At 72.2% G+C, this 18258-nt stretch carries 14 protein-coding genes and 1 riboswitch; of the genes, 8 read left to right on the forward strand and 6 right to left on the reverse strand.

Annotation, left to right across the window (positions count from 1 at the left end):
* Positions 1–34: 34 nt before the first annotated feature.
* Positions 35–868 (forward strand): S1 family peptidase, encoded by an 834-nt coding sequence (locus ADK41_RS06355; protein WP_030826163.1) that lies wholly within the window; start codon positions 35–37, stop codon positions 866–868.
* 140 nt (positions 869–1008) lie between these two features.
* On the opposite strand, the gene ADK41_RS06360 is transcribed toward ADK41_RS06355, so the two are convergent.
* Positions 1009–1239, reverse strand: coding sequence for a DUF7455 domain-containing protein (locus ADK41_RS06360; RefSeq protein WP_030826167.1), 231 nt, complete (start codon positions 1237–1239; stop codon positions 1009–1011).
* Positions 1240–1679: 440 nt separating this feature from the next.
* Between ADK41_RS06360 and ADK41_RS06365 the strand changes: the two genes are divergently transcribed.
* The 3 genes from ADK41_RS06365 (at position 1680) to ADK41_RS06375 (ending at position 5945) form a co-directional block, all read left to right on the forward strand.
* Positions 1680–3803 (forward strand): DNA gyrase/topoisomerase IV subunit B, encoded by a 2124-nt coding sequence (locus tag ADK41_RS06365; protein WP_030826171.1) that lies wholly within the window; start codon positions 1680–1682, stop codon positions 3801–3803.
* 97 nt (positions 3804–3900) lie between these two features.
* Entirely contained in the window at positions 3901–4356 is a 456-nt protein-coding gene (locus tag ADK41_RS06370; RefSeq protein WP_030826173.1) for a DUF485 domain-containing protein, read from the forward strand.
* Positions 4353–5945: a solute symporter family protein gene (locus ADK41_RS06375; protein WP_030826176.1), complete on the forward strand. Its 1593-nt coding sequence runs from the start codon at positions 4353–4355 to the stop codon at positions 5943–5945. The genes ADK41_RS06370 and ADK41_RS06375 overlap by 4 nt, the downstream gene beginning before the upstream one ends.
* An 82-nt stretch (positions 5946–6027) precedes the next feature.
* Here ADK41_RS06375 and ADK41_RS06380 read toward each other — a convergent pair whose 3' ends face one another.
* The 4 genes from ADK41_RS06380 to ADK41_RS06395 all read right to left on the reverse strand — a co-directional run bounded on the left by ADK41_RS06380 (position 6028) and on the right by ADK41_RS06395 (position 9881).
* On the reverse strand, positions 6028–6708 hold the full coding sequence (locus tag ADK41_RS06380; protein WP_030826179.1) for a response regulator: 681 nt from the start codon (positions 6706–6708) through the stop codon (positions 6028–6030).
* The gene (locus ADK41_RS06385) at positions 6705–8378 is read right to left on the reverse strand and encodes a sensor histidine kinase (protein WP_030826182.1); all 1674 of its coding nucleotides are present in this window, start codon (positions 8376–8378) and stop codon (positions 6705–6707) included. The genes ADK41_RS06380 and ADK41_RS06385 overlap by 4 nt, the downstream gene beginning before the upstream one ends.
* Positions 8379–8461: 83 nt before the next feature.
* The gene (locus ADK41_RS06390) at positions 8462–9403 is read right to left on the reverse strand and encodes a sucrase ferredoxin (protein ID WP_030826184.1); all 942 of its coding nucleotides are present in this window, start codon (positions 9401–9403) and stop codon (positions 8462–8464) included.
* A gap of 247 nt (positions 9404–9650) precedes the next feature.
* Positions 9651–9881 (reverse strand): hypothetical protein, encoded by a 231-nt coding sequence (locus tag ADK41_RS06395; RefSeq protein WP_037804165.1) that lies wholly within the window; start codon positions 9879–9881, stop codon positions 9651–9653.
* 313 nt (positions 9882–10194) lie between these two features.
* Here ADK41_RS06395 and ADK41_RS06400 point away from each other — a divergent pair, with 313 nt between their 5' ends.
* On the forward strand, positions 10195–11238 hold the full coding sequence (locus ADK41_RS06400; protein WP_030826188.1) for a CobW family GTP-binding protein: 1044 nt from the start codon (positions 10195–10197) through the stop codon (positions 11236–11238).
* Here ADK41_RS06400 and ADK41_RS06405 read toward each other — a convergent pair.
* The gene (locus ADK41_RS06405) at positions 11235–13682 is read right to left on the reverse strand and encodes a DNA gyrase/topoisomerase IV subunit A (protein WP_030826192.1); all 2448 of its coding nucleotides are present in this window, start codon (positions 13680–13682) and stop codon (positions 11235–11237) included. The two genes, ADK41_RS06400 and ADK41_RS06405, sit on opposite strands and share 4 nt — an antisense overlap.
* A gap of 530 nt (positions 13683–14212) precedes the next feature.
* Here ADK41_RS06405 and ADK41_RS06410 point away from each other — a divergent pair.
* From ADK41_RS06410 to ADK41_RS06420, 3 genes are all read left to right on the forward strand, one after another.
* Positions 14213–15586 carry a M16 family metallopeptidase gene (locus ADK41_RS06410; protein WP_030826195.1) on the forward strand — a complete coding sequence of 458 codons (1374 nt, stop codon included), beginning with the start codon at positions 14213–14215 and terminating at the stop codon, positions 15584–15586.
* Positions 15583–16971 carry a M16 family metallopeptidase gene (locus tag ADK41_RS06415; RefSeq protein WP_030826199.1) on the forward strand — a complete coding sequence of 463 codons (1389 nt, stop codon included), beginning with the start codon at positions 15583–15585 and terminating at the stop codon, positions 16969–16971. Before ADK41_RS06410 ends, ADK41_RS06415 begins: the two co-directional genes overlap by 4 nt.
* Positions 16972–17172: 201 nt before the next feature.
* A riboswitch (cyclic di-AMP (ydaO/yuaA leader) is annotated at positions 17173–17337 on the forward strand.
* 12 nt (positions 17338–17349) lie between these two features.
* Positions 17350–18123 (forward strand): M23 family metallopeptidase, encoded by a 774-nt coding sequence (locus tag ADK41_RS06420; protein WP_030826203.1) that lies wholly within the window; start codon positions 17350–17352, stop codon positions 18121–18123.
* Positions 18124–18258: the final 135 nt, after the last annotated feature.

The raw sequence follows: 18258 nt of genomic DNA on the forward strand, positions 1-18258 counted from the left end.
GTGCTTCAGGATCACCCCAGTGTGAGGAGCGCGCATGCGACGTCGTCTTGCCCGGGCCCTGGTCCGGCCGCTGACCCTCGCGGCCGCCGCGTCCGTCATACCCCTGGCCCCGGCTGTTCCGGCGGCCGCCGACAGCATCGTCGTCGGCGGCTTTCCCGTCGACGTCTCGGAGGGCCCGTGGACGGTGGCGCTGTCCAGCCGTGACCGGTTCGGGGGTACGCGCGCGGGACAGTTCTGCGGGGGTGTGGCGGTCGGCCGGACCACCGTGCTCACCGCGGCCCACTGCATGGAGGAGGAGGTGCTGGGGGCGTCCCCGGAGCGCGTGGGCGATCTCAGAGTGATCACCGGGCGTACGGAACTGCTCTCGGAACGCGGCCGGGAGATAGCCGTACGCGGTACCTGGGTGAATCCGGGCTACGACGGGGTCACCAACTCCGGCGACTACGCCGTGCTCAGTCTGGCCGAGCCGCTGCCCTCGAGCTCGGTGATAGCCATGGCCGGGGCCGGTGATCCCGCGTACCGGACGGGTACCGCGGCCACCGTCTACGGGTGGGGGGACACCACCGGGTCCGGGTCCTACGCCGGCAGCCTGCACGCGGCACGCGTGCGGGTGCAGCCCGACGCACTGTGCGAGAAGGCGTATCCGGGTGGTTCCGAGGGCGCCTACCGCGCCGAGACGATGCTGTGCGCGGGGGAGGTGCAGGGCGGCCGGGACGCCTGCCAGGGGGACAGCGGAGGACCGCTGGTGGCCCAGGGGCGGCTGATAGGCCTCGTGTCCTGGGGGACGGGGTGCGGCCGGGCGGGCAGTCCGGGGGTGTACACGCGTGTCTCCGACATCCTGCGGGTCCTCGGGTGGCCGCAGGGCTGAGAGCGACCCAAGGGGCGCCGACGGGCGGTTCCGGGCGGACACGGGCATGAGCGGGCGGCTGCCTCCGGGAGGGAGGCAGCCGCCCGCTCACCGGCCTGTGCCGGGCTGCTCGTCGTCGGACGCGAGGTGTCGGCGCTCTGTCAGCGCTCTTCGTCGGGAGCGGACGCCGCAGGGGCGGTCAGCCGCTCCGTCTCGTCCTGTATCTCGGCGGCGATCTTCTTGAGTTCCGGCTCGAACTTGCGGCCGTGGTGGGCGCAGAAGAGCAGTTCTCCGCCGCTCAGCAGGACGACGCGCAGGTATGCCTGGGCGCCGCAGCGGTCGCAGCGATCGGCGGCCGTCAGCGGGCTCGCGGGGGTCAGAACAGTAGTCACGTCGCCTCTTCTCTAGCTCGACGAGCTGTCGTACCAGGGTCAACATCCAACCAGCCCCAAAACGTTCCCGCTCGTGGCTTTTCCTCGAAAAAATTTTCCGAGGTGGGTGGCTGTTGCCGGTTGGCGGCGAATGTGCCGTAGTGCGTGTCTGATGTGTCGTACGGATTCGCGTTCGTATCGGTGGTCGGCCCTCCCGGCTGGCTTGCCGGTTGTTCATGAGGACGTGCCCGGAGCCTAAATGGTTCATGCCTCGAAGGGAACGTGATGTGTGCTTCACTCCATCGAGGGATCGAACAAGCATGCGACCTCGACTAGGGTGGGTTGCGAGCGAGGGTGGCGTTACAACGGCTCTACCAGGCCTCGGTACCCTCTCACCGGTGACTGAAGCCGCGCCCTTACCCATGAGGGCCGCATCTGAAATTCAGCGAGGAGCGAACCGCGTGACCGCCGATACGTCCGTGCCGTCCACAGCGCTGCTGGCAGGAGCAGACCGGGACGGTTCCAACTACACCGCGCGGCACCTGCTCGTCCTCGAGGGGCTCGAGGCCGTGCGGAAGCGCCCCGGAATGTACATCGGGTCGACCGACAGCCGCGGTCTGATGCACTGCCTCTGGGAAATCATCGACAACTCCGTGGACGAGGCCCTCGGAGGCCACTGCGACCACATCGAGGTGGTCCTCCACAACGACGGCTCGGTGGAGGTCCGGGACAACGGCCGAGGCATCCCGGTCGACGTCGAACCCAAGACCGGCCTCTCCGGCGTCGAGGTCGTCATGACCAAGCTGCACGCCGGCGGCAAGTTCGGCGGCGGCTCGTACGCCGCCTCCGGCGGTCTGCACGGCGTCGGCGCCTCCGTCGTCAACGCGCTGTCCGCGCGGCTGGACGTCGAGGTGGACCGGGGCGGGCACACCCACGCGATCAGCTTCCGACGCGGTGTCCCCGGCGCCTTCGCCGCCCTGGGGCCGGACGCGAAGTTCGAGGCCGGGAGCGGACTGCGCAAGGCCAAGAAGATCCCGAAGGCCCGCAGCGGCACACGCGTGCGCTACTGGGCCGACCGCCAGATCTTCCTCAAGGACGCCAAGCTCGCCCTGGACACGCTGCACCAGCGCGCCCGCCAGACCGCGTTCCTGGTCCCCGGCCTGACCATCGTCGTCCGCGACGAGTACGGGCTCGGTGACGGCGGCAGCAAGGGCGAGGAGTCGTTCCGCTTCGACGGCGGCATCAGCGAGTTCTGCGAGTTCCTGGCCTCCGACCGGCCCGTCTGCGACACCCTCCGCTTCACCGGGCAGGGCACCTTCAAGGAGACCGTCCCGGTCCTCGACGAGTACGGCCAGATGACGCCCACCGAGGTCACCCGCGAGCTCGGCGTCGACGTCGCGATGCGCTGGGGGACCGGCTACGACACCACGCTCAGGTCGTTCGTCAACATCATCGCCACCCCCAAGGGCGGCACCCATGTCGCCGGCTTCGAGCAGGCCGTCGCCAAGACGATGAACGAGGTGCTGCGGGCCAAGAAGATGCTGCGCGTGGCCGAGGACGACATCGTCAAGGACGACGCCCTCGAAGGCCTCACCGCGGTGGTCACGGTCCGCCTGGCCGAGCCGCAGTTCGAGGGCCAGACCAAGGAGGTCCTCGGCACCTCGGCGGCCCGCCGCATCGTGAGCAACGTGATCTCCAAGGAACTCAAGGCGTTCCTGACCTCCACCAAGCGCGACGCCGCCCAGCAGGCCCGTGTCGTCATGGAGAAGGCCGTCGCCGCGGCCCGGACCCGTATCGCGGCCCGTCAGCACAAGGACGCGCAGCGTCGCAAGACGGCCCTGGAGACCTCCTCGCTGCCCGCCAAGCTCGCCGACTGCCGCAGCGACGACGTCGACCGCAGCGAGCTGTTCATCGTCGAGGGGGACTCCGCGCTCGGCACGGCCAAGCTGGCCCGGAACTCCGAGTTCCAGGCACTCCTGCCGATCCGCGGCAAGATCCTCAACGTCCAGAAGTCGTCCGTGACGGACATGCTCAAGAACGCCGAGTGCGGCGCGATCATCCAGGTCATAGGAGCGGGGTCGGGGCGGACCTTCGACATCGACACGGCCCGCTACGGCAAGATCATCATGATGACCGACGCCGATGTCGACGGCTCCCACATCCGCACCCTGCTGCTGACCCTGTTCCACCGCTACATGCGGCCCATGGTCGAGGCCGGCCGGGTGTTCGCCGCGGTGCCGCCGCTGCACCGCATCGAGCTGATCCAGCCCAAGAAGGGCCAGGACAAGTACGTCTACACGTACTCGGACCGGGAGCTGCGCGACAGGCTCATGGAGTTCCAGAGCAAGAACATCCGCTACAAGGACTCGATCCAGCGCTACAAGGGCCTCGGCGAGATGGACGCCGACCAGCTGGCCGAGACCACCATGGACCCGCGCCACCGCACCCTGCGCCGGATCAACCTCACCGACCTGGAGGCCGCCGAGCAGGTCTTCGACCTCCTCATGGGCAACGACGTCGCCCCGCGCAAGGAGTTCATCTCCAGCTCCGCGGCGACCCTGGACCGCTCGCGCATCGACGCCTAGCGGACGCGGGGGACGCGTGCACGGCCAAGTCACCTGATGGGGTGAAGCAGAACGGGAAGAAGAGTCGGGGATCTTCCCGTTCTGTCCATCCTTGGGCATGCAGCGAAGCAACTCGGGGGACGTGAGGTACGACGATCCCTGGTACGACGCCCTGGCCTCGGGCTGGGGCGAATCGGTCGGCCCGGCGGAGGCGGAGGCGCCGCCGCCGGCCCGCCGCGCGGACGGGGCCGACGTCTACCTCGAAGTACAGCGCAGCGCGGCCTTCCAGGAGGTGCGGGGCCGCTACCGGCGGTTCGTGGGGCCGGCGGTCCTCGCCTTCCTCGCCTGGTACGTGGCGTACGTCGTGACCGCGACGACCGCGCCGGGACTGATGGCACGGCCCGTCGCGGGCGCCGTGAACCTGGGCATGCTCGCCGGGCTCGGCCAGTTCCTGACCACCTTCCTGCTCACCTGGGCCTATGTCCGCCACGCGCGGCTGCGCCGGGACCGGGCGGCGCTGGAACTGCGCTGGGACGCCCAGGAACGGGCGCGCGGGAGAGGCGGCGCGGCATGACGGGCGACCACCAGGTGCCGGCGCTGCTGCTGTTCGGCGCGTTCGTCGCGGTGACCCTGGCCATCACGACCTGGGTGAGCCGCCACCGGCAGGGCTCCGCGGAGGAGTTCTACGCGGGCGGCCGGCTCTTCTCCCCGATGGAGAACGGGTTCGCCCTCGCGGGCGACTACATGTCGGCCGCGTCCTTCCTCGGCATCTCCGGACTCATCGCGCTCGTCGGCTACGACGGGATGCTCTACTCGGTGGGCTTCCTGGTGGCCTGGCTGGTGGTCCTGTTCCTGGTCGCGGAACTGGTGCGCAACTGCGGGCGCTTCACGCTCGCCGACGTGGTCGCCGCGCGCATGCGGGAGCGGCCGGTGCGGATCGCGGCGGGAACCTCGTCGGTCACCGTGTCCGTTCTGTATCTGGTGGCGCAGATGGTGGGCGCGGGCAGCCTGGTCGCGCTGCTGCTCGGCGGCACGGGCGAGGCGGCCCGGGCCTGGACCGTCGTCGGCGTCGGCGTCCTCATGGTGATCTACGTGTCGTTGGGCGGGATGCGGGCCACCACCTGGATCCAGATCGTCAAGGCGGTCCTGCTGCTCGGCGGCACCGTCGCGCTGACCGTCCTCGTCCTGCTGCGGTTCCACGGCGACTTCAACCGGCTGCTCCTCACCGCCGCCGAACGCAGTGGTCACGGTGAGGCGTTCCTGGCGCCCGGCCTCGCCTACGGCGCGGACTGGACCGCGCGGTTCGACTTCATCAGTCTGGGGCTCGCGCTGGTGCTCGGCACGGCGGGACTGCCGCACATCCTGTCCCGCTTCTACACCGTCCCCACCGCGCGGGCGGCACGGCGGTCGGTCGTCTGGGCGATCGGCCTCATCGGCGGCTTCTATCTGATGACGATCGTGCTCGGCTTCGGCGCCGCCGCCCTCGTCGGACCGGACGCCGTGCGCGCCTCGAACGCGTCCGGGAACACGGCGGTGCCGCTGCTGGCGCTCGACCTGGGCGGCGGCGCCGGCTCCACGGGTGGGACGGTCCTGTTCGCGATCGTCGCCGCGGTCGCCTTCGCCACGATCCTCGCCGTGGTCGCCGGGATCACGCTCGCCTCCTCGGCGTCCGTCGCGCACGACCTGTACGCCTCCCTGCGGCGCCGGCGCGGGAAGCCGCGCAGCGAGGTGGCGGTGGCCCGGGTCGCCGCGGTCGGCGTCGGTCTGCTCGCGATCGGCCTCGGTCTGCTGGCCCGCGACCTCAACGTCGCGTTCCTGGTGGGCCTCGCCTTCGCCGTGGCCGCGTCCGCGAACCTGCCCGTGCTGCTGTACTCGCTGTTCTGGCGCGGCTTCACCACCCGCGGCGCCGTGTGGGCCGTGTACGGAGGCCTGATCCCGGCCGTGGTGCTGGTGCTGCTGTCCCCCGTGGTGTCGGGCAGCCCCGCGTCCCTCTTCCCGGGCGCCGACTTCCAGCTCTTCCCGCTGCAGAACCCCGGTCTGGTCTCCATCCCGCTGGGCTTCCTCGCGGGCTGGCTCGGCACGCTCACCTCACCCGAGGTTCCCGACGAGGCCAGGCACGCGGAGACCGAGGTGCGTTCGCTGACCGGCGCGGGGGCGGTGTAGGGCGCCCGGCGGAGACGGACGGCGCCGCCATCCGTAAGGGAGGAGGGCACGGTCCTTTCCCCCGCCCCCGCGGGCCGTGTCCTCAGGCGCGGGTCGCCCACGCATAACGGTGCTCCGGGCGGCCCGCGTCGCCGTACTTCAGGGTCAGCGTGACCCGTCCGGTGCGCTCCAGGAGCTTCAGATAGCGCTGGGCGGTCTGGCGGCTCACCCCTGTGCGTTCGGCGACCTCCTGGGCCGACAGCGGGCCGTCGGCGTTCATCAGGGACTGCCGTACGAGTTCCGCGGTGGTGGGGGAGTGCCCCTTGGGCAGCTGGGGCTCGGACGACGCCGACAGCGCGCCGAAGATGCGGTCCACCTCCGCCTGCTCCGCCTCGCCGCCGCCGTCGAGGGTGCGGCGCAGCTCCGCGTAGGCCTCCAGCTTGGCGCGCAGCCCCGCGAAGGCGAACGGCTTGACCAGGTACTGCAGGGCGCCCTGGCGCATCGCCGCCTGCACCGTGGACACGTCACGGGCCGCCGTCACCATGATCACGTCGGCCTGGTGCCCGCGCCGGCGCATCTCCCGCACCACCGCGAGCCCCGTCTCGTCGGGCAGGTAGTGGTCCAGGAGGACGAGATCCAGCCGGGGCAGCGCCTTCAGCCGGTCGAGCGCCTCGGCCGCGCTGTGCGCCCGACCGGCGACATGGAAACCGGGCACCTTCTCGACGTACGCGGCGTTGACCCGCGCGACCCGGACGTCGTCGTCCACGACCAGGACCTCGATCATCGCGACTCCTCCTCGTCGGTTCCCGGGGCGAAGGCCCCGGTGAGCGCGGGTTCCGCGCCCGGCTCGGCCAGGGCCTCGGGCAGCACGACGGTGAACTCCGCGCCCCCGCCGGGAGCCTCGCCCACGGTCGCGCCGCCCCCCTGCCGCTCGGCGAGCCGGCGCACCAGCGGCAGCCCGATGCCCCGCTCGCGGTGGGCCGGCGGCTCCTTGGTGGACCAGCCCTCGGTGAAGATCAACTCGTGGTGTTCCGGCGGAATTCCGGGACCGGTGTCGCGCACCACGAGCACCGCCGTGCGCCCCTCCGCGCGCAGTTCGACCTCCACGCGCGCGTGCGGCGTACCGGCGACGGCGTCCAGGGCGTTGTCCACCAGATTGCCGACCACGGTGACGAGCCCCCGGGGGTCGATCAGCCGGTCCGGCAGCCGGGTCCCGTCCGTCACCCACAGCGCCACCCCGCGCTCGGCCGCGACCGTCGCCTTGCCCACCAGCAGCGCGGCGAGCAGCGGGTCCCGGATCTTCTCGGTGACCTGTTCCGACGTGGCCCGGTGGTCGCCGACGACCTCGCCGACGAACTCCACCGCGTCGTCGTACATCTCGAGCTCCAGCAGTCCCAGCAGGGTGTGCATGCGGTTGGCGTGCTCGTGGTCCTGGGCGCGCAGGGCGTCGATGAGCCCGCGCGTGGAGTCCAGCTCCCGGCCGAGCCGGTCCAGCTCCGTGCGGTCGCGCAGGGTGGCCACGGCGCCGCCGTCGTCCGTCGGCATCCGGTTGGCGACCAGGACCCGCCGGCCGCGCACGGTGAGCAGATCGGTGCCGGTCGCCCGTCCGGCCAGCACATCGGCGGTGCGTCCTGTGCCGAGCGCCAGATCGGGGGAGTGGCCGACGGCCTCCTCGCCGATTCCCAGCAGGCGCTGCGCCTCGTCGTTCAGCAGGCGGATACGGCCGGTGCGGTCCAGGGCGACCACGCCCTCCCGGATGCCGTGCAGCATCGCCTCACGCTCCGCGAGCAGCGCCGCGATGTCGGAGAAGGCCAGGTCGCGGGTCTGCCGCTGCACCCGCCGGGAGATCAGCCAGGCCGCGAGCGCGCCCACGGCCAGGGCGCCGCCGGCGTACGCGAACAGTCCCGGGATGGCATGGATCAGCCGGGCCCGGACGCTGTCGTAGGCGATGCCGACCGAGACCGCCCCGACGATCCCGCCGTCGTCGTCCCGCAGCGGCACCTTGCCCCGCGCGGAGCGCCCCAGGGTGCCCTCGTCGATCTCCATGACGTCGTGTCCGGCCAGTGCCTCACCGGGGTCGGTCGACACCAGCCCGCCGATCCGCTCCGGGTCGGTGTGCGACCAGCGCACGCCCCGCCGGTCCAGCACCACGACGTACTCGGCGCCGGTGGCCTTCCGGATCCGTTCGGCCTCCCGCTGCACCGGTCCGTCCGGGGACGGCGCCGTCCCGCGCAGGTTTTGCGCCATCTGCGGCTGCTGCGCGGTGGTCTGCGCGATCGCGAGCGCGCGGCGCATCGCCTGGTCGTCCAGCTGGTCGCCGAGCGGCGCGAGGAACAGTCCGGTGGCCAGCACCGCGACTCCCGCGGCGATCGCCAGCTGCATCAGCAGGACCTGCGAGAACACCCGTCGCGGCAGGCCGAGGCGCAGGCGGCGTGCGGGGGGAGTGGAGCTCATGCCCCTGACGGTACGTGGGCGGGTGCGGGACGCCGCAGGGGTGTGGCGGGGATCTCCCGAGTCCGTGGAAGCGGGAGGGGCGGTCAGCCCGCCAGCGCCGCCAGGGTCACCTCGCGGACGCCCACGACGTCCATCCGCGCGGGCGAGCCGAGCGCCGACCCGCAGCTCTCCGGACGGGACGGCAGGGACGCGCCCTGGGCGACCTCCACCAGCCACCGGCGTCCGTCCGTGTGGGCGACGGTCACTTCCCAGCGGGGCGCCGCGCCGTCCGTCCGTATGACGCGCAGGGCCTGCGCGGCGTACTCGCCCGCCGCGCGACGGACGGCCAGCTCGGCCGCCTGGCCGGGCCGCTCCCAGGCGGAGCACCCTCGGCACCCCTCGACGACGATCCGGTCCTTCTCCACGCCGTGCAGCACCTCCTTGACGGTGTGCGCCTCGGCCCGCCCGTACGCGTAGCCGTACGGCAGACAGAGGATCGTGGGGGAGAAGCGGTGGCCGCCCAGGTGAGTGACCTCCCAGACGCCCTCGACCCCGGAGGCGGCGAGTTCGGCCGCCAGGGGCCGTCCGAGGAGGGCGCAGCAGCGGTCGCGCTTGCCGTTGGTGCAGACGAGGGCGAGGGGGCCGCCCTCGTGGGGCCGGCCGCCGAGCACGGTCGCGAAGGACTCCGGCTCGCCGCTGCCGAGCGCGGTGAAGTCGAGGTCGAGCAGGCGCTCGGGGTCCGAGGTGGTGGCGGCGTGCAGCCACACGTTTCCGGGAACGGTGTGGGCGACGTACACCCGGCGCGTGGCGGGCGTCCGGCGGTCCGCGTGCCGCCCGGGCCGCCGGACGAGCGCGATCCGCACCCCGCTGCCCCGGGCGGCGGCCTCCAGGGCGCGGCCCAGCGCGGGGTCGAGGTGGCTGGCGGTGAGCGCCTTGGCACCCCAGGGGCCGGGCTGCTCCAGCAGCAGCCAGGTCCGCGCGGTGGCCGCGGTTCCCGCGACCGGCTCGTCGAGCTCGCGGGAGAGGTTCGAGCACGTGCTACTCACAAAGGCGAGCCTAACCTGACTTGCTCACGAGTGACGTGTCGACCCGCTCGTCCGTCGGCCGGAGAGAGGCCCGCCCGCGTGTGCACCGGAGGCCCGGCACTGATTCCGTGCCGGGCCTCGCGAGGCTGTGGTGAGCAGGAAGCGGTGTGCCTGCTCGGACGGGGCGGCCCTGTATCGCGGATGGTGCGCGGAGGGCGGATCGTGGCGGAGCCGAGGGTGGGCTCGCCGCCCGGATGCGGTCTTCGGCTCAGGCGTCGGGGATGTCGGCCTCGGCGCGCGGCAGCGTCTCCCGGGAGACGACGACGATGCGTTCGTACTCGGCGCGGCCGACGTCCGGCGGCAGTTCGCCGTCGAGTTCCGCTGGGGCCTCCGTGCCGATGACGGCGACGTCGCCGTTGCCGAGCTCGAAGGAAGGCGAGACCCGCTCGTGGGGCGAGCCCGCGTCCCCGCAGCCCGAAATACTGTGTGGCCATGTCACATACCCCGATCAGGCCGACGTCCGCCGGTCGTCGGGTTGCGGGTCGACGGCAGGGAACCGGCGAGCGGTGGGCGGCGCTTGCCGCCTTCCAGGGTGCCGAGCGGCTCTGATCGGCGGGAAGGCGGCCAGGCGGCGCACGGAGGGAAGCGAGGATCGCACGAACCGGCGCCTTGCCCGACGTCTGCCCCGCGGACGTCGCTGACGATCGTTCACTCCGGCGTGGTTCCCGCCGCTCGTATCCTGGTACGCCAGTCATTCGTCGGGGCGCACGCCGTGAGTGAGCCGGTGTGCGCGGAGGTGGGAGAGGGATCGCGTGTCGGAGCGGAGCAGCGGGCGGCAGATTCCGGTGGTCGTACTGGCCGGATTTCTCGGCTCGGGGAAGACCACCCTGCTCAACCACCTTCTCCACCGCAGCGGCGGCAGCCGCATCGGCGCGGTCGTGAACGACTTCGGGGCCATCGAGATCGACGCGATGGCCGTCGCCGGGGCGCTCGGGGACGCGACCGTGTCGCTGGGCAACGGCTGTCTGTGCTGTGCCGTGGACGGCGGCGAACTCGACGTGTACCTCGAGCGGCTCGCTCGTCCCTCCGCCGGGATCGACGTCATCGTCATCGAGGCCAGCGGTCTCGCCGAACCGCAGGAGCTCGTGCGGATGGTGCTCGCCAGCGAGCATCCGGGAATCGTGTACGGCGGGCTCGTCGAGGTCGTGGACGCCGCCGAGTTCGACGACACCCGGACCCGGCACCCGGAGATCGACCGGCACCTCGGCCTCGCGGACCTCGTGGTCGTCAACAAGGTGGACCGGGTCACGGACGCCGCGCGCGTACTGGCCCTGGTCCGGTCCCTCGTCGACCGTGCGGCCGTGGTGCCCGCCACGTACGGCCGTGTCGACCCCGAGTTCCTCTTCGACTGCAGGCCGAGCGAGGAGCGCGTCGGGCAGTTGTCGTTCGACGATCTGCGTCACGACGACCACGCCGGGCACCTGCACGCCGCGTACGACAGCGTCTCCTTCGCGTCCGGGCGCCCGCTGGACCCGCGGCGGCTGATCCGGTTCCTGGACAGCCGGCCCGAAGGGCTCTACCGGATCAAGGGATACGTCGACTTCGGGCCGTACGACCTCGGCAACCGGTACGCCGTGCACGCCGTGGGGCGGTTCCTGCGGTTCTACCCCGAGCCCTGGTCCGCCGGTGAGGAGCGGCTCACGCAGCTCGTGCTCATCGGGTCGGGCATCGACCCCGCCGCCCTCCGCGGGGAGCTGGAGGCGTGCGGGAACGACGGCGCCCCACACACCGACGACCACGGCATGTGGGGCGTACTCCGCTATGTGCAGGGGGCGGCGGAGGATCCGGCCGCCTAGACCGGTCCCGCCACCACCGACACCGTCTTCGGCAGGGACACGCCCGAGCCGTCACGGCGCGGGTCGGGCTCCGGGAGGTCCACCGCGGTGCCGTTCTTCTGCGCCGCCTTGGCCGGGAGCGGGCCCGCCCAGGCCAGGGCCAGGCAGTCCTCGCCCTTCAGGAACCGCTGGCAGCGCACGCCGCCGGTGGCCCGGCCCTTGCGCGGGTACTGGTCGAACGGGGTCAGCTTGGCCGTCGTCTGGACCGAGTCGTCCAGCGTGCCCCGCGAGCCCGCGACCGTGAACACCACCGCGTCCGCGGCCGGATCGACCGCCGTGAAGAAGATGACCTTCGCCCCCTCGGTGAGCTTGATGCCCGCCATACCGCCCGCGGGGCGGCCCTGTGGCCGGACCTGCGCGGCAGGGTAGCGCAGCAGCTGCGCGTCGTCGCTGATGAAGACCAGGTCCTCCTCGCCCGTGCGCAGCTCGACCGCGCCGACGATCCGGTCGCCCTCCTTGAGCGTGATGACCTCCAGCTCCTCCTTGTTGGAGGGGTAGTCGGGCACCACGCGCTTGACGACACCCTGTTCCGTGCCGAGCGCCAGGCCCGGCGACGACTCGTCCAGCGTGGTCAGGCACACCACCTGCTCGTCGTCCTCCAGGGACACGAACTCGGCCAGGGGCGCTCCGCCCGCGAGGTTCGGCACCGGCATCGCCGCCGGGAGCTGCGGCAGGTCGACGACGTTCAGCCGGAGCAGACGGCCCAAGGAGGTGACGACGCCGATCTCGCCGCGGGCCGTCGCCGGCACCGCCGAGACGATCACGTCGTGCTTGACCCGCTTGGCGCCACTGGCGAGCGGCTCGTTGTCCGCCGTACGGGCGAGCAGGCCCGTGGAGGACAGCAGCACCCGGCACGGGTCGTCCGCCACCTGCAGCGGGACGGCGGCCGGGGTGTCGGCCGACTCCAGCAGCAACGTACGGCGGTCGTTGCCGAACTTCTTGGCGACCGCGGCCAGTTCGGTGGAGACCAGCTTGCGCAGCTCCGCGTCCGAGTCCAGGATCCGGGTCAGCTCCTCGATCTCCGCGTTCAGCCGGTCCTGTTCGGCCTCCAGCTCGATCCGGTCGTACTTGGTGAGGCGGCGCAGCGGCGTGTCCAGGATGTACTGGGTCTGGATGTCGCTGAGGGAGAACCGCTCCATCAGGCGCTGCTTGGCCTGCGCGGAGTTCTCGCTGGAGCGGATGAGGCGGATGACCTCGTCGATGTCCACCAGCGCCGTGAGCAGGCCCTCGACCAGGTGGAGGCGGTCGCGCCGCTTGCCGCGGCGGAACTCCGAACGCCGGCGTACGACGTTGAAGCGGTGGTCGAGGTAGACCTCCAGGAGCTCCTTGAGGCCCAGGGTGAGCGGCTGGCCGTCCACCAGCGCCACGTTGTTGATGCCGAAGGACTCCTCCATCGGCGTCAGCTTGTACAGCTGCTCCAGGACCGCCTCCGGCACGAAGCCGTTCTTGATCTCGATGACCAGACGCAGCCCGTGCTCGCGGTCGGTGAGGTCCTTGACGTCGGCGATGCCCTGGAGCTTCTTCGACCCGACCAGGTCCTTGATCTTGCCGACCACCTTCTCCGGACCGACCGTGAAGGGCAGCTCCGTGACGACGAGGCCCTTGCGGCGGGCCGTCACGTCCTCCACGGTGACCGTCGCGCGGATCTTGAACGTGCCGCGGCCCTTCTCGTAGGCGTCCCGGACGCCGGACAGGCCGACGATCCGGCCGCCGGTGGGCAGGTCGGGGCCGGGGACGTGCTTCATCAGCGCGTCGAGGTCGGCGTTCGGGTGCCTGATCAGGTGCCGCGCGGCCGCGACGACCTCGCGCAGGTTGTGCGGCGGCATGTTGGTGGCCATGCCGACGGCGATGCCCGACGCGCCGTTCACCAGGAGGTTCGGGAAGGCGGCGGGCAGCGCCACCGGTTCCTGTTCCTGCCCGTCGTAGTTGGGCGCGAAGTCGACCGTGTCCTCGTCGATGGACTCGGTCATCAGGCTGGTGGCCTCGGCCATCCGGCACTCGGTGTACCGCATGGCGGCGGGCGGGTCGTCGTTGCCCAGTGAGCCGAAGTTGCCGTGGCCGTCGACCAGGGGGACGCGCATCGAGAACGGCTGGGCCATGCGGACCAGGGCGTCGTAGATCGACGAGTCGCCGTGGGGGTGCAGCTTGCCCATGACCTCGCCGACGACGCGGGCGCACTTCACGTAGCCGCGCTCGGGCCGCAGGCCCATCTCGTTCATCTGGTAGACGATGCGGCGGTGCACCGGTTTGAGGCCGTCGCGCGCGTCCGGCAGGGCGCGGGAGTAGATGACCGAGTACGCGTACTCGAGGAAGGAGCCCTGCATCTCGTCGACGACGTCGATGTCGAGGATCTTCTCCTCGTACGAGTCGTCGGGCGGCGGGGTCTTCGTGCTGCGGCGGGCCATCGCTGCCGGCTCCTTGCTGAAGCGTGGGGACGGGATCTGATGCGGACCATTGTGGACCGTCGCACTGACAGGCGGGACCAGGGCCCGGTCGTGGGTGTCTCCGGGGAGGGCACGGTACGCGGCGTGTGCGGTGCGCCTGCGCGCGGGGTTCCCCGGTGATCGGGACGCACCGGGCCGGGGGCGGGTTCCGCTCACCCGCGCTTGCGAGGCGCCCCCGGAGGGGTGCCCCGGCGCCCACGTGAGGCGGGCGGCCGGGGCCCGGTGCGGGGCCGGCCGGGGGTGCGTCGCGCGGCCCGGCGCTTGCGGGGTGCCTCCACGAGCGGGGCCCCCATCGCCCTGGGGATACTCCCCAGGCCCTTGAGGCGCTGGGGGAGGCACGACTGCCCGCGGGGGCGGCGGTCCGGCATTCTCGCTCTCGGCGTAGCCCGCCCCGGCGGGAACTTCGTCGGGGCTCCGCGCGCTTGCATACAGTGGCAGGACCGGCAGAAACGGCGGGTTCGACGACCGCCTCCGCGATCGAAGGGACGTACATGCCCATGGGTCACACGGCCACAGCCCAGGCAGGCTCCGGCGGCCTGACAGCGACCGAGCACCGCCTGGCCAACGGCCTGCGCGTGGTGCTCTCCGAGGATCACCTGACCCCGGTCGCCGCGGTGTGCCTCTGGTACGACGTGGGTTCGCGTCACGAGGTCAAGGGACGCACCGGCCTGGCTCACCTCTTCGAGCACCTGATGTTCCAGGGCTCCGCCCAGGTCAAGGGCAACGGCCACTTCGAGCTGGTCCAGGGCGCCGGCGGCTCCCTCAACGGCACCACCAGCTTCGAGCGCACCAACTACTTCGAGACCATGCCCGCCCACCAGCTGGAGCTCGCCCTCTGGCTGGAGGCCGACCGCATGGGCTCCCTGCTGACCGCCCTGGACGACGAGTCCATGGAGAACCAGCGGGACGTCGTCAAGAACGAGCGCCGCCAGCGCTACGACAACGTCCCCTACGGCACGGCCTTCGAAAAGCTGACCGCCCTCGCCTACCCGGAGGGCCACCCGTACCACCACACGCCCATCGGCTCGATGGCGGACCTGGACGCGGCCACCCTGGAGGACGCGCGCCAGTTCTTCCGCACGTACTACGCGCCGAACAACGCCGTGCTCTCCGTCGTCGGCGACATCGACCCGGAGCGGACGCTCGCCTGGATCGAGAAGTACTTCGGCTCCATCCCGGGCCACGACGGCAAGCCCGCCCCGCGCGACGGCGCCCTGCCCGAGGTCATGGGCGGGCAGCTGCGCGAGATCGTGGAGGAGGAGGTCCCCGCGCGTGCGCTGATGGCCGCCTACCGGCTGCCGGAGGACGGCACGCGCGTGTGCGACGCCGCCGACCTGGCGCTCACCGTCCTCGGCGGCGGCGAGTCCTCGCGGCTCTACAACCGCCTGGTACGGCGCGACCGCACGGCCGTGGCCGCCGGCTTCGGCCTGCTGCGGCTGGCCGGGGCGCCCTCCCTGGGCTGGCTGGACGTGAAGACGTCCGGCGACGTGGAGGTGCCGGTCATCGAGGCCGCCATCGACGAGGAGCTCGCCCGGTTCGCCGAGGAGGGTCCCACGGCGGAGGAGATGGAGCGCGCGCAGGCCCAGCTGGAGCGCGAGTGGCTCGACCGGCTCGGCACGGTCGCCGGCCGCGCCGACGAACTGTGCCGGTACGCGGTCCTGTTCGGCGACCCGCAGCTCGCCCTGACCGCCGTACAGCGCGTCCTGGAGGTGACGGCGGAGGAGGTGCAGGAGGTCGCCAAGGCCCGGCTGCGCCCCGACAACCGCGCGGTGCTCGTCTACGAGCCGGTCGCCCAGGAGGCCGAGGACACCGAGGAAGCCGCCGCAGCCGCCGGCGCCGACGAGAACGAGGAGACGGCGAAGTGACCGAGCTCGCCACGATGGACTTCCACCCGCGGCCGCAGGCGGGCGACGCCAAGCCCTGGGCCTTCCCGGCCCCCGAGCGGGGCACGCTCGACAACGGTCTGACCGTGCTGCGCTGTCACCGTCCCGGCCAGCAGGTCGTCGCCGTCGAGGTGCTCCTCGACGCGCCCCTGGAGGCCGAGCCGACCGGTCTCGACGGTGTCGCCACGATCATGGCGCGGGCCTTCTCCGAGGGCACCGACAAGCACTCCGCCGAGGAGTTCGCCGCCGAGCTGGAGCGCTGCGGCGCCACCCTGGACGCGCACGCCGACCACCCCGGCGTCCGCCTCAGCCTGGAGGTGCCGGCCTCCCGGCTCACCAAGGGCCTCGGGCTGCTCGCCGACGCGCTCAGGGCGCCCGCGTTCGCCGACAGCGAGGTCGAGCGGCTGGTCCGCAACCGCCTCGACGAGATCCCGCACGAGCTGGCCAACCCCTCCCGCCGCGCCGCCAAGGAGCTCTCCAAGGAGCTGTTCCCGGCGAGTTCGCGCATGTCGCGTCCCCGCCAGGGCACCGAGGAGACGGTCACCGGCATCGACTCCGCGGCCGTACGCGCCTTCTACGAGAAGCACGTCCGCCCCGCCACGGCCACCGTCGTGGTCGTCGGCGACCTCACCGGCATCGACCTGGACGCGCTCCTCGGCGGCACCCTGGGCGCCTGGACCGGCTCCCCGGCCCGGCCGCGGCCCGTTCCGCCGGTGGTCGCGGACGACGCCGGCCGCGTCGTGATCGTGGACCGCCCCGGCGCCGTCCAGACGCAGCTGCTGATCGGCCGCATCGGGCCCGACCGGCACGACCGCGTGTGGCCCGCGCAGGTGCTCGGCACGTACTGCCTGGGCGGCACCCTCACGTCCCGCCTGGACCGCGTGCTGCGCGAGGAGAAGGGATACACCTACGGCGTACGGTCGTTCGGGCAGGTCCTCCGGTCCGCCCCGGACGGCACCGGCGCGGCGATGCTGGCGATCAGCGGCTCCGTCGACACCCCGAACACCGGTCCCGCCCTCGAGGACCTGTGGACGGTGCTGCGCACGCTCGCCGCGGAGGGGCTCAGCGACGACGAACGCGATGTCGCCGTGCAGAACCTCGTGGGTGTGGCGCCGCTCAAGTACGAGACCGCCGCGGCCGTCGCGAGCACCCTGGCCGACCAGGTCGAGCAGCACCTGCCCGACCACTACCAGGCCGACCTGTACCGGCAGTTGGCCGCGACCGGCACCGTGGAGGCCACCGCGGCCGTCGTGAACGCCTTCCCGGTGGACCGCCTGGTGACGGTCCTCGTCGGCGACGCGGCGCAGATCAAGGCGCCGGTGGAGGCCCTCGGGATCGGCGAAGTCACCGTCGTGACCGCCGAGTAGCGAGCCGCGACGGCGCACCTGCGCACGGGCCCTGGTGACAGGAGAGTCACCAGGGCCCTCTTATGCCCGAATCAGGGCGGAAGTCGCCTGTCTGCCCTGTGGGATGCGCTACAAAAACCCGGATCCGTTTGAGGATGGGCAGGCGTCCCGCTTAGCTTCGTGCGGGCTGTTCGTCGGGCAGTGCGCCGCACCCGCGGCACCGGACAGCCATCGCCGAGTCCCCGTACGGCGCGAGCCAGGGGAGCCGGGGACCCTCCTGAGTCCCTGGGGTGAATCGGACGCCCGCGCGTGTCGCGAGGGTGCCCGTAGGAGACCTTCCTGCTCCGAACCCGTCAGCTAACCCGGTAGGCGAGAGGGAAGGAAAGGACCAGCCTGTACATGGCGTTCACCCGCGCCCCGGGCAAGCACCGTCGTCCCAGCAGGATGCAGCGCGGCTCCGCCCGCGCGGCGGGCGTCGCGGCGCTCACCACCACCGGCGTCGTCGGCTCCCTCGCGGCTCCCGCGCTCGCCGCCGAGCCCGCTGCCGCACAGACCGGCCTCACGCCCGTCGTCACCCTGGGCGACACGGTCGCCGACCGGATCGACGCCCAGGCGGCCGCCCAGCACGAGGCGGCCCGGGAGGCGGCCGAGGCCGCCGCGCGGAAGGCCGCCGAGGAGGCCGCGCGCGAGAAGGCCGCCGAGGAGGCCGCTAAGGCCCGCGCGGAGAAGGAGCGCGCCGCGCGGCAGGCCGAGCGCGAGCGCCTCAACACCTTCGTCTCCCCGATCCCCGGCTCGTACGTCTCGACCAGTTACCAGGCCGGCAGCTCACTGTGGTCCTCCGGCAGCCACACCGGTGTCGACTTCCACGCCGCGAGCGGCACCCCCGTCCAGTCGGTCGGCATCGGCACCGTCGTCGAGGCCGGCTGGGGCGGCTCGTACGGCAACCAGGTCGTCATCAAGATGCACGACGGCACGTACACCCAGTACGGTCACCTGTCGTCCATCGGCGTCTCGGTGGGCCAGCAGGTCGCCGCCGGGCAGCGGATCGGCCTCTCCGGCGCCACCGGCAACGTCACGGGCGCGCATCTGCACTTCGAGGCCCGTACGACCGCCGAGTACGGCTCCGACCTCGATCCCGTCGCCTACCTCCGCGCGCACGGCGTCGACCTCTGACCCGCCCGCTTCCCGATGCCCCGGCTCCCCGAGCCGGGGCATCGGTGTTTCCGCTCGGCGCTCGTCCAAAAAATACGCATGGATTCCGGCCCGCCGTCGTGAATTCCCGCTGATTGCAATAGAGTCACGGCACAC

Origin of the sequence: Streptomyces caelestis (assembly GCF_001279005.1) — a bacterium.
In the GTDB taxonomy this organism is placed as follows: domain Bacteria; phylum Actinomycetota; class Actinomycetes; order Streptomycetales; family Streptomycetaceae; genus Streptomyces; species Streptomyces heliomycini.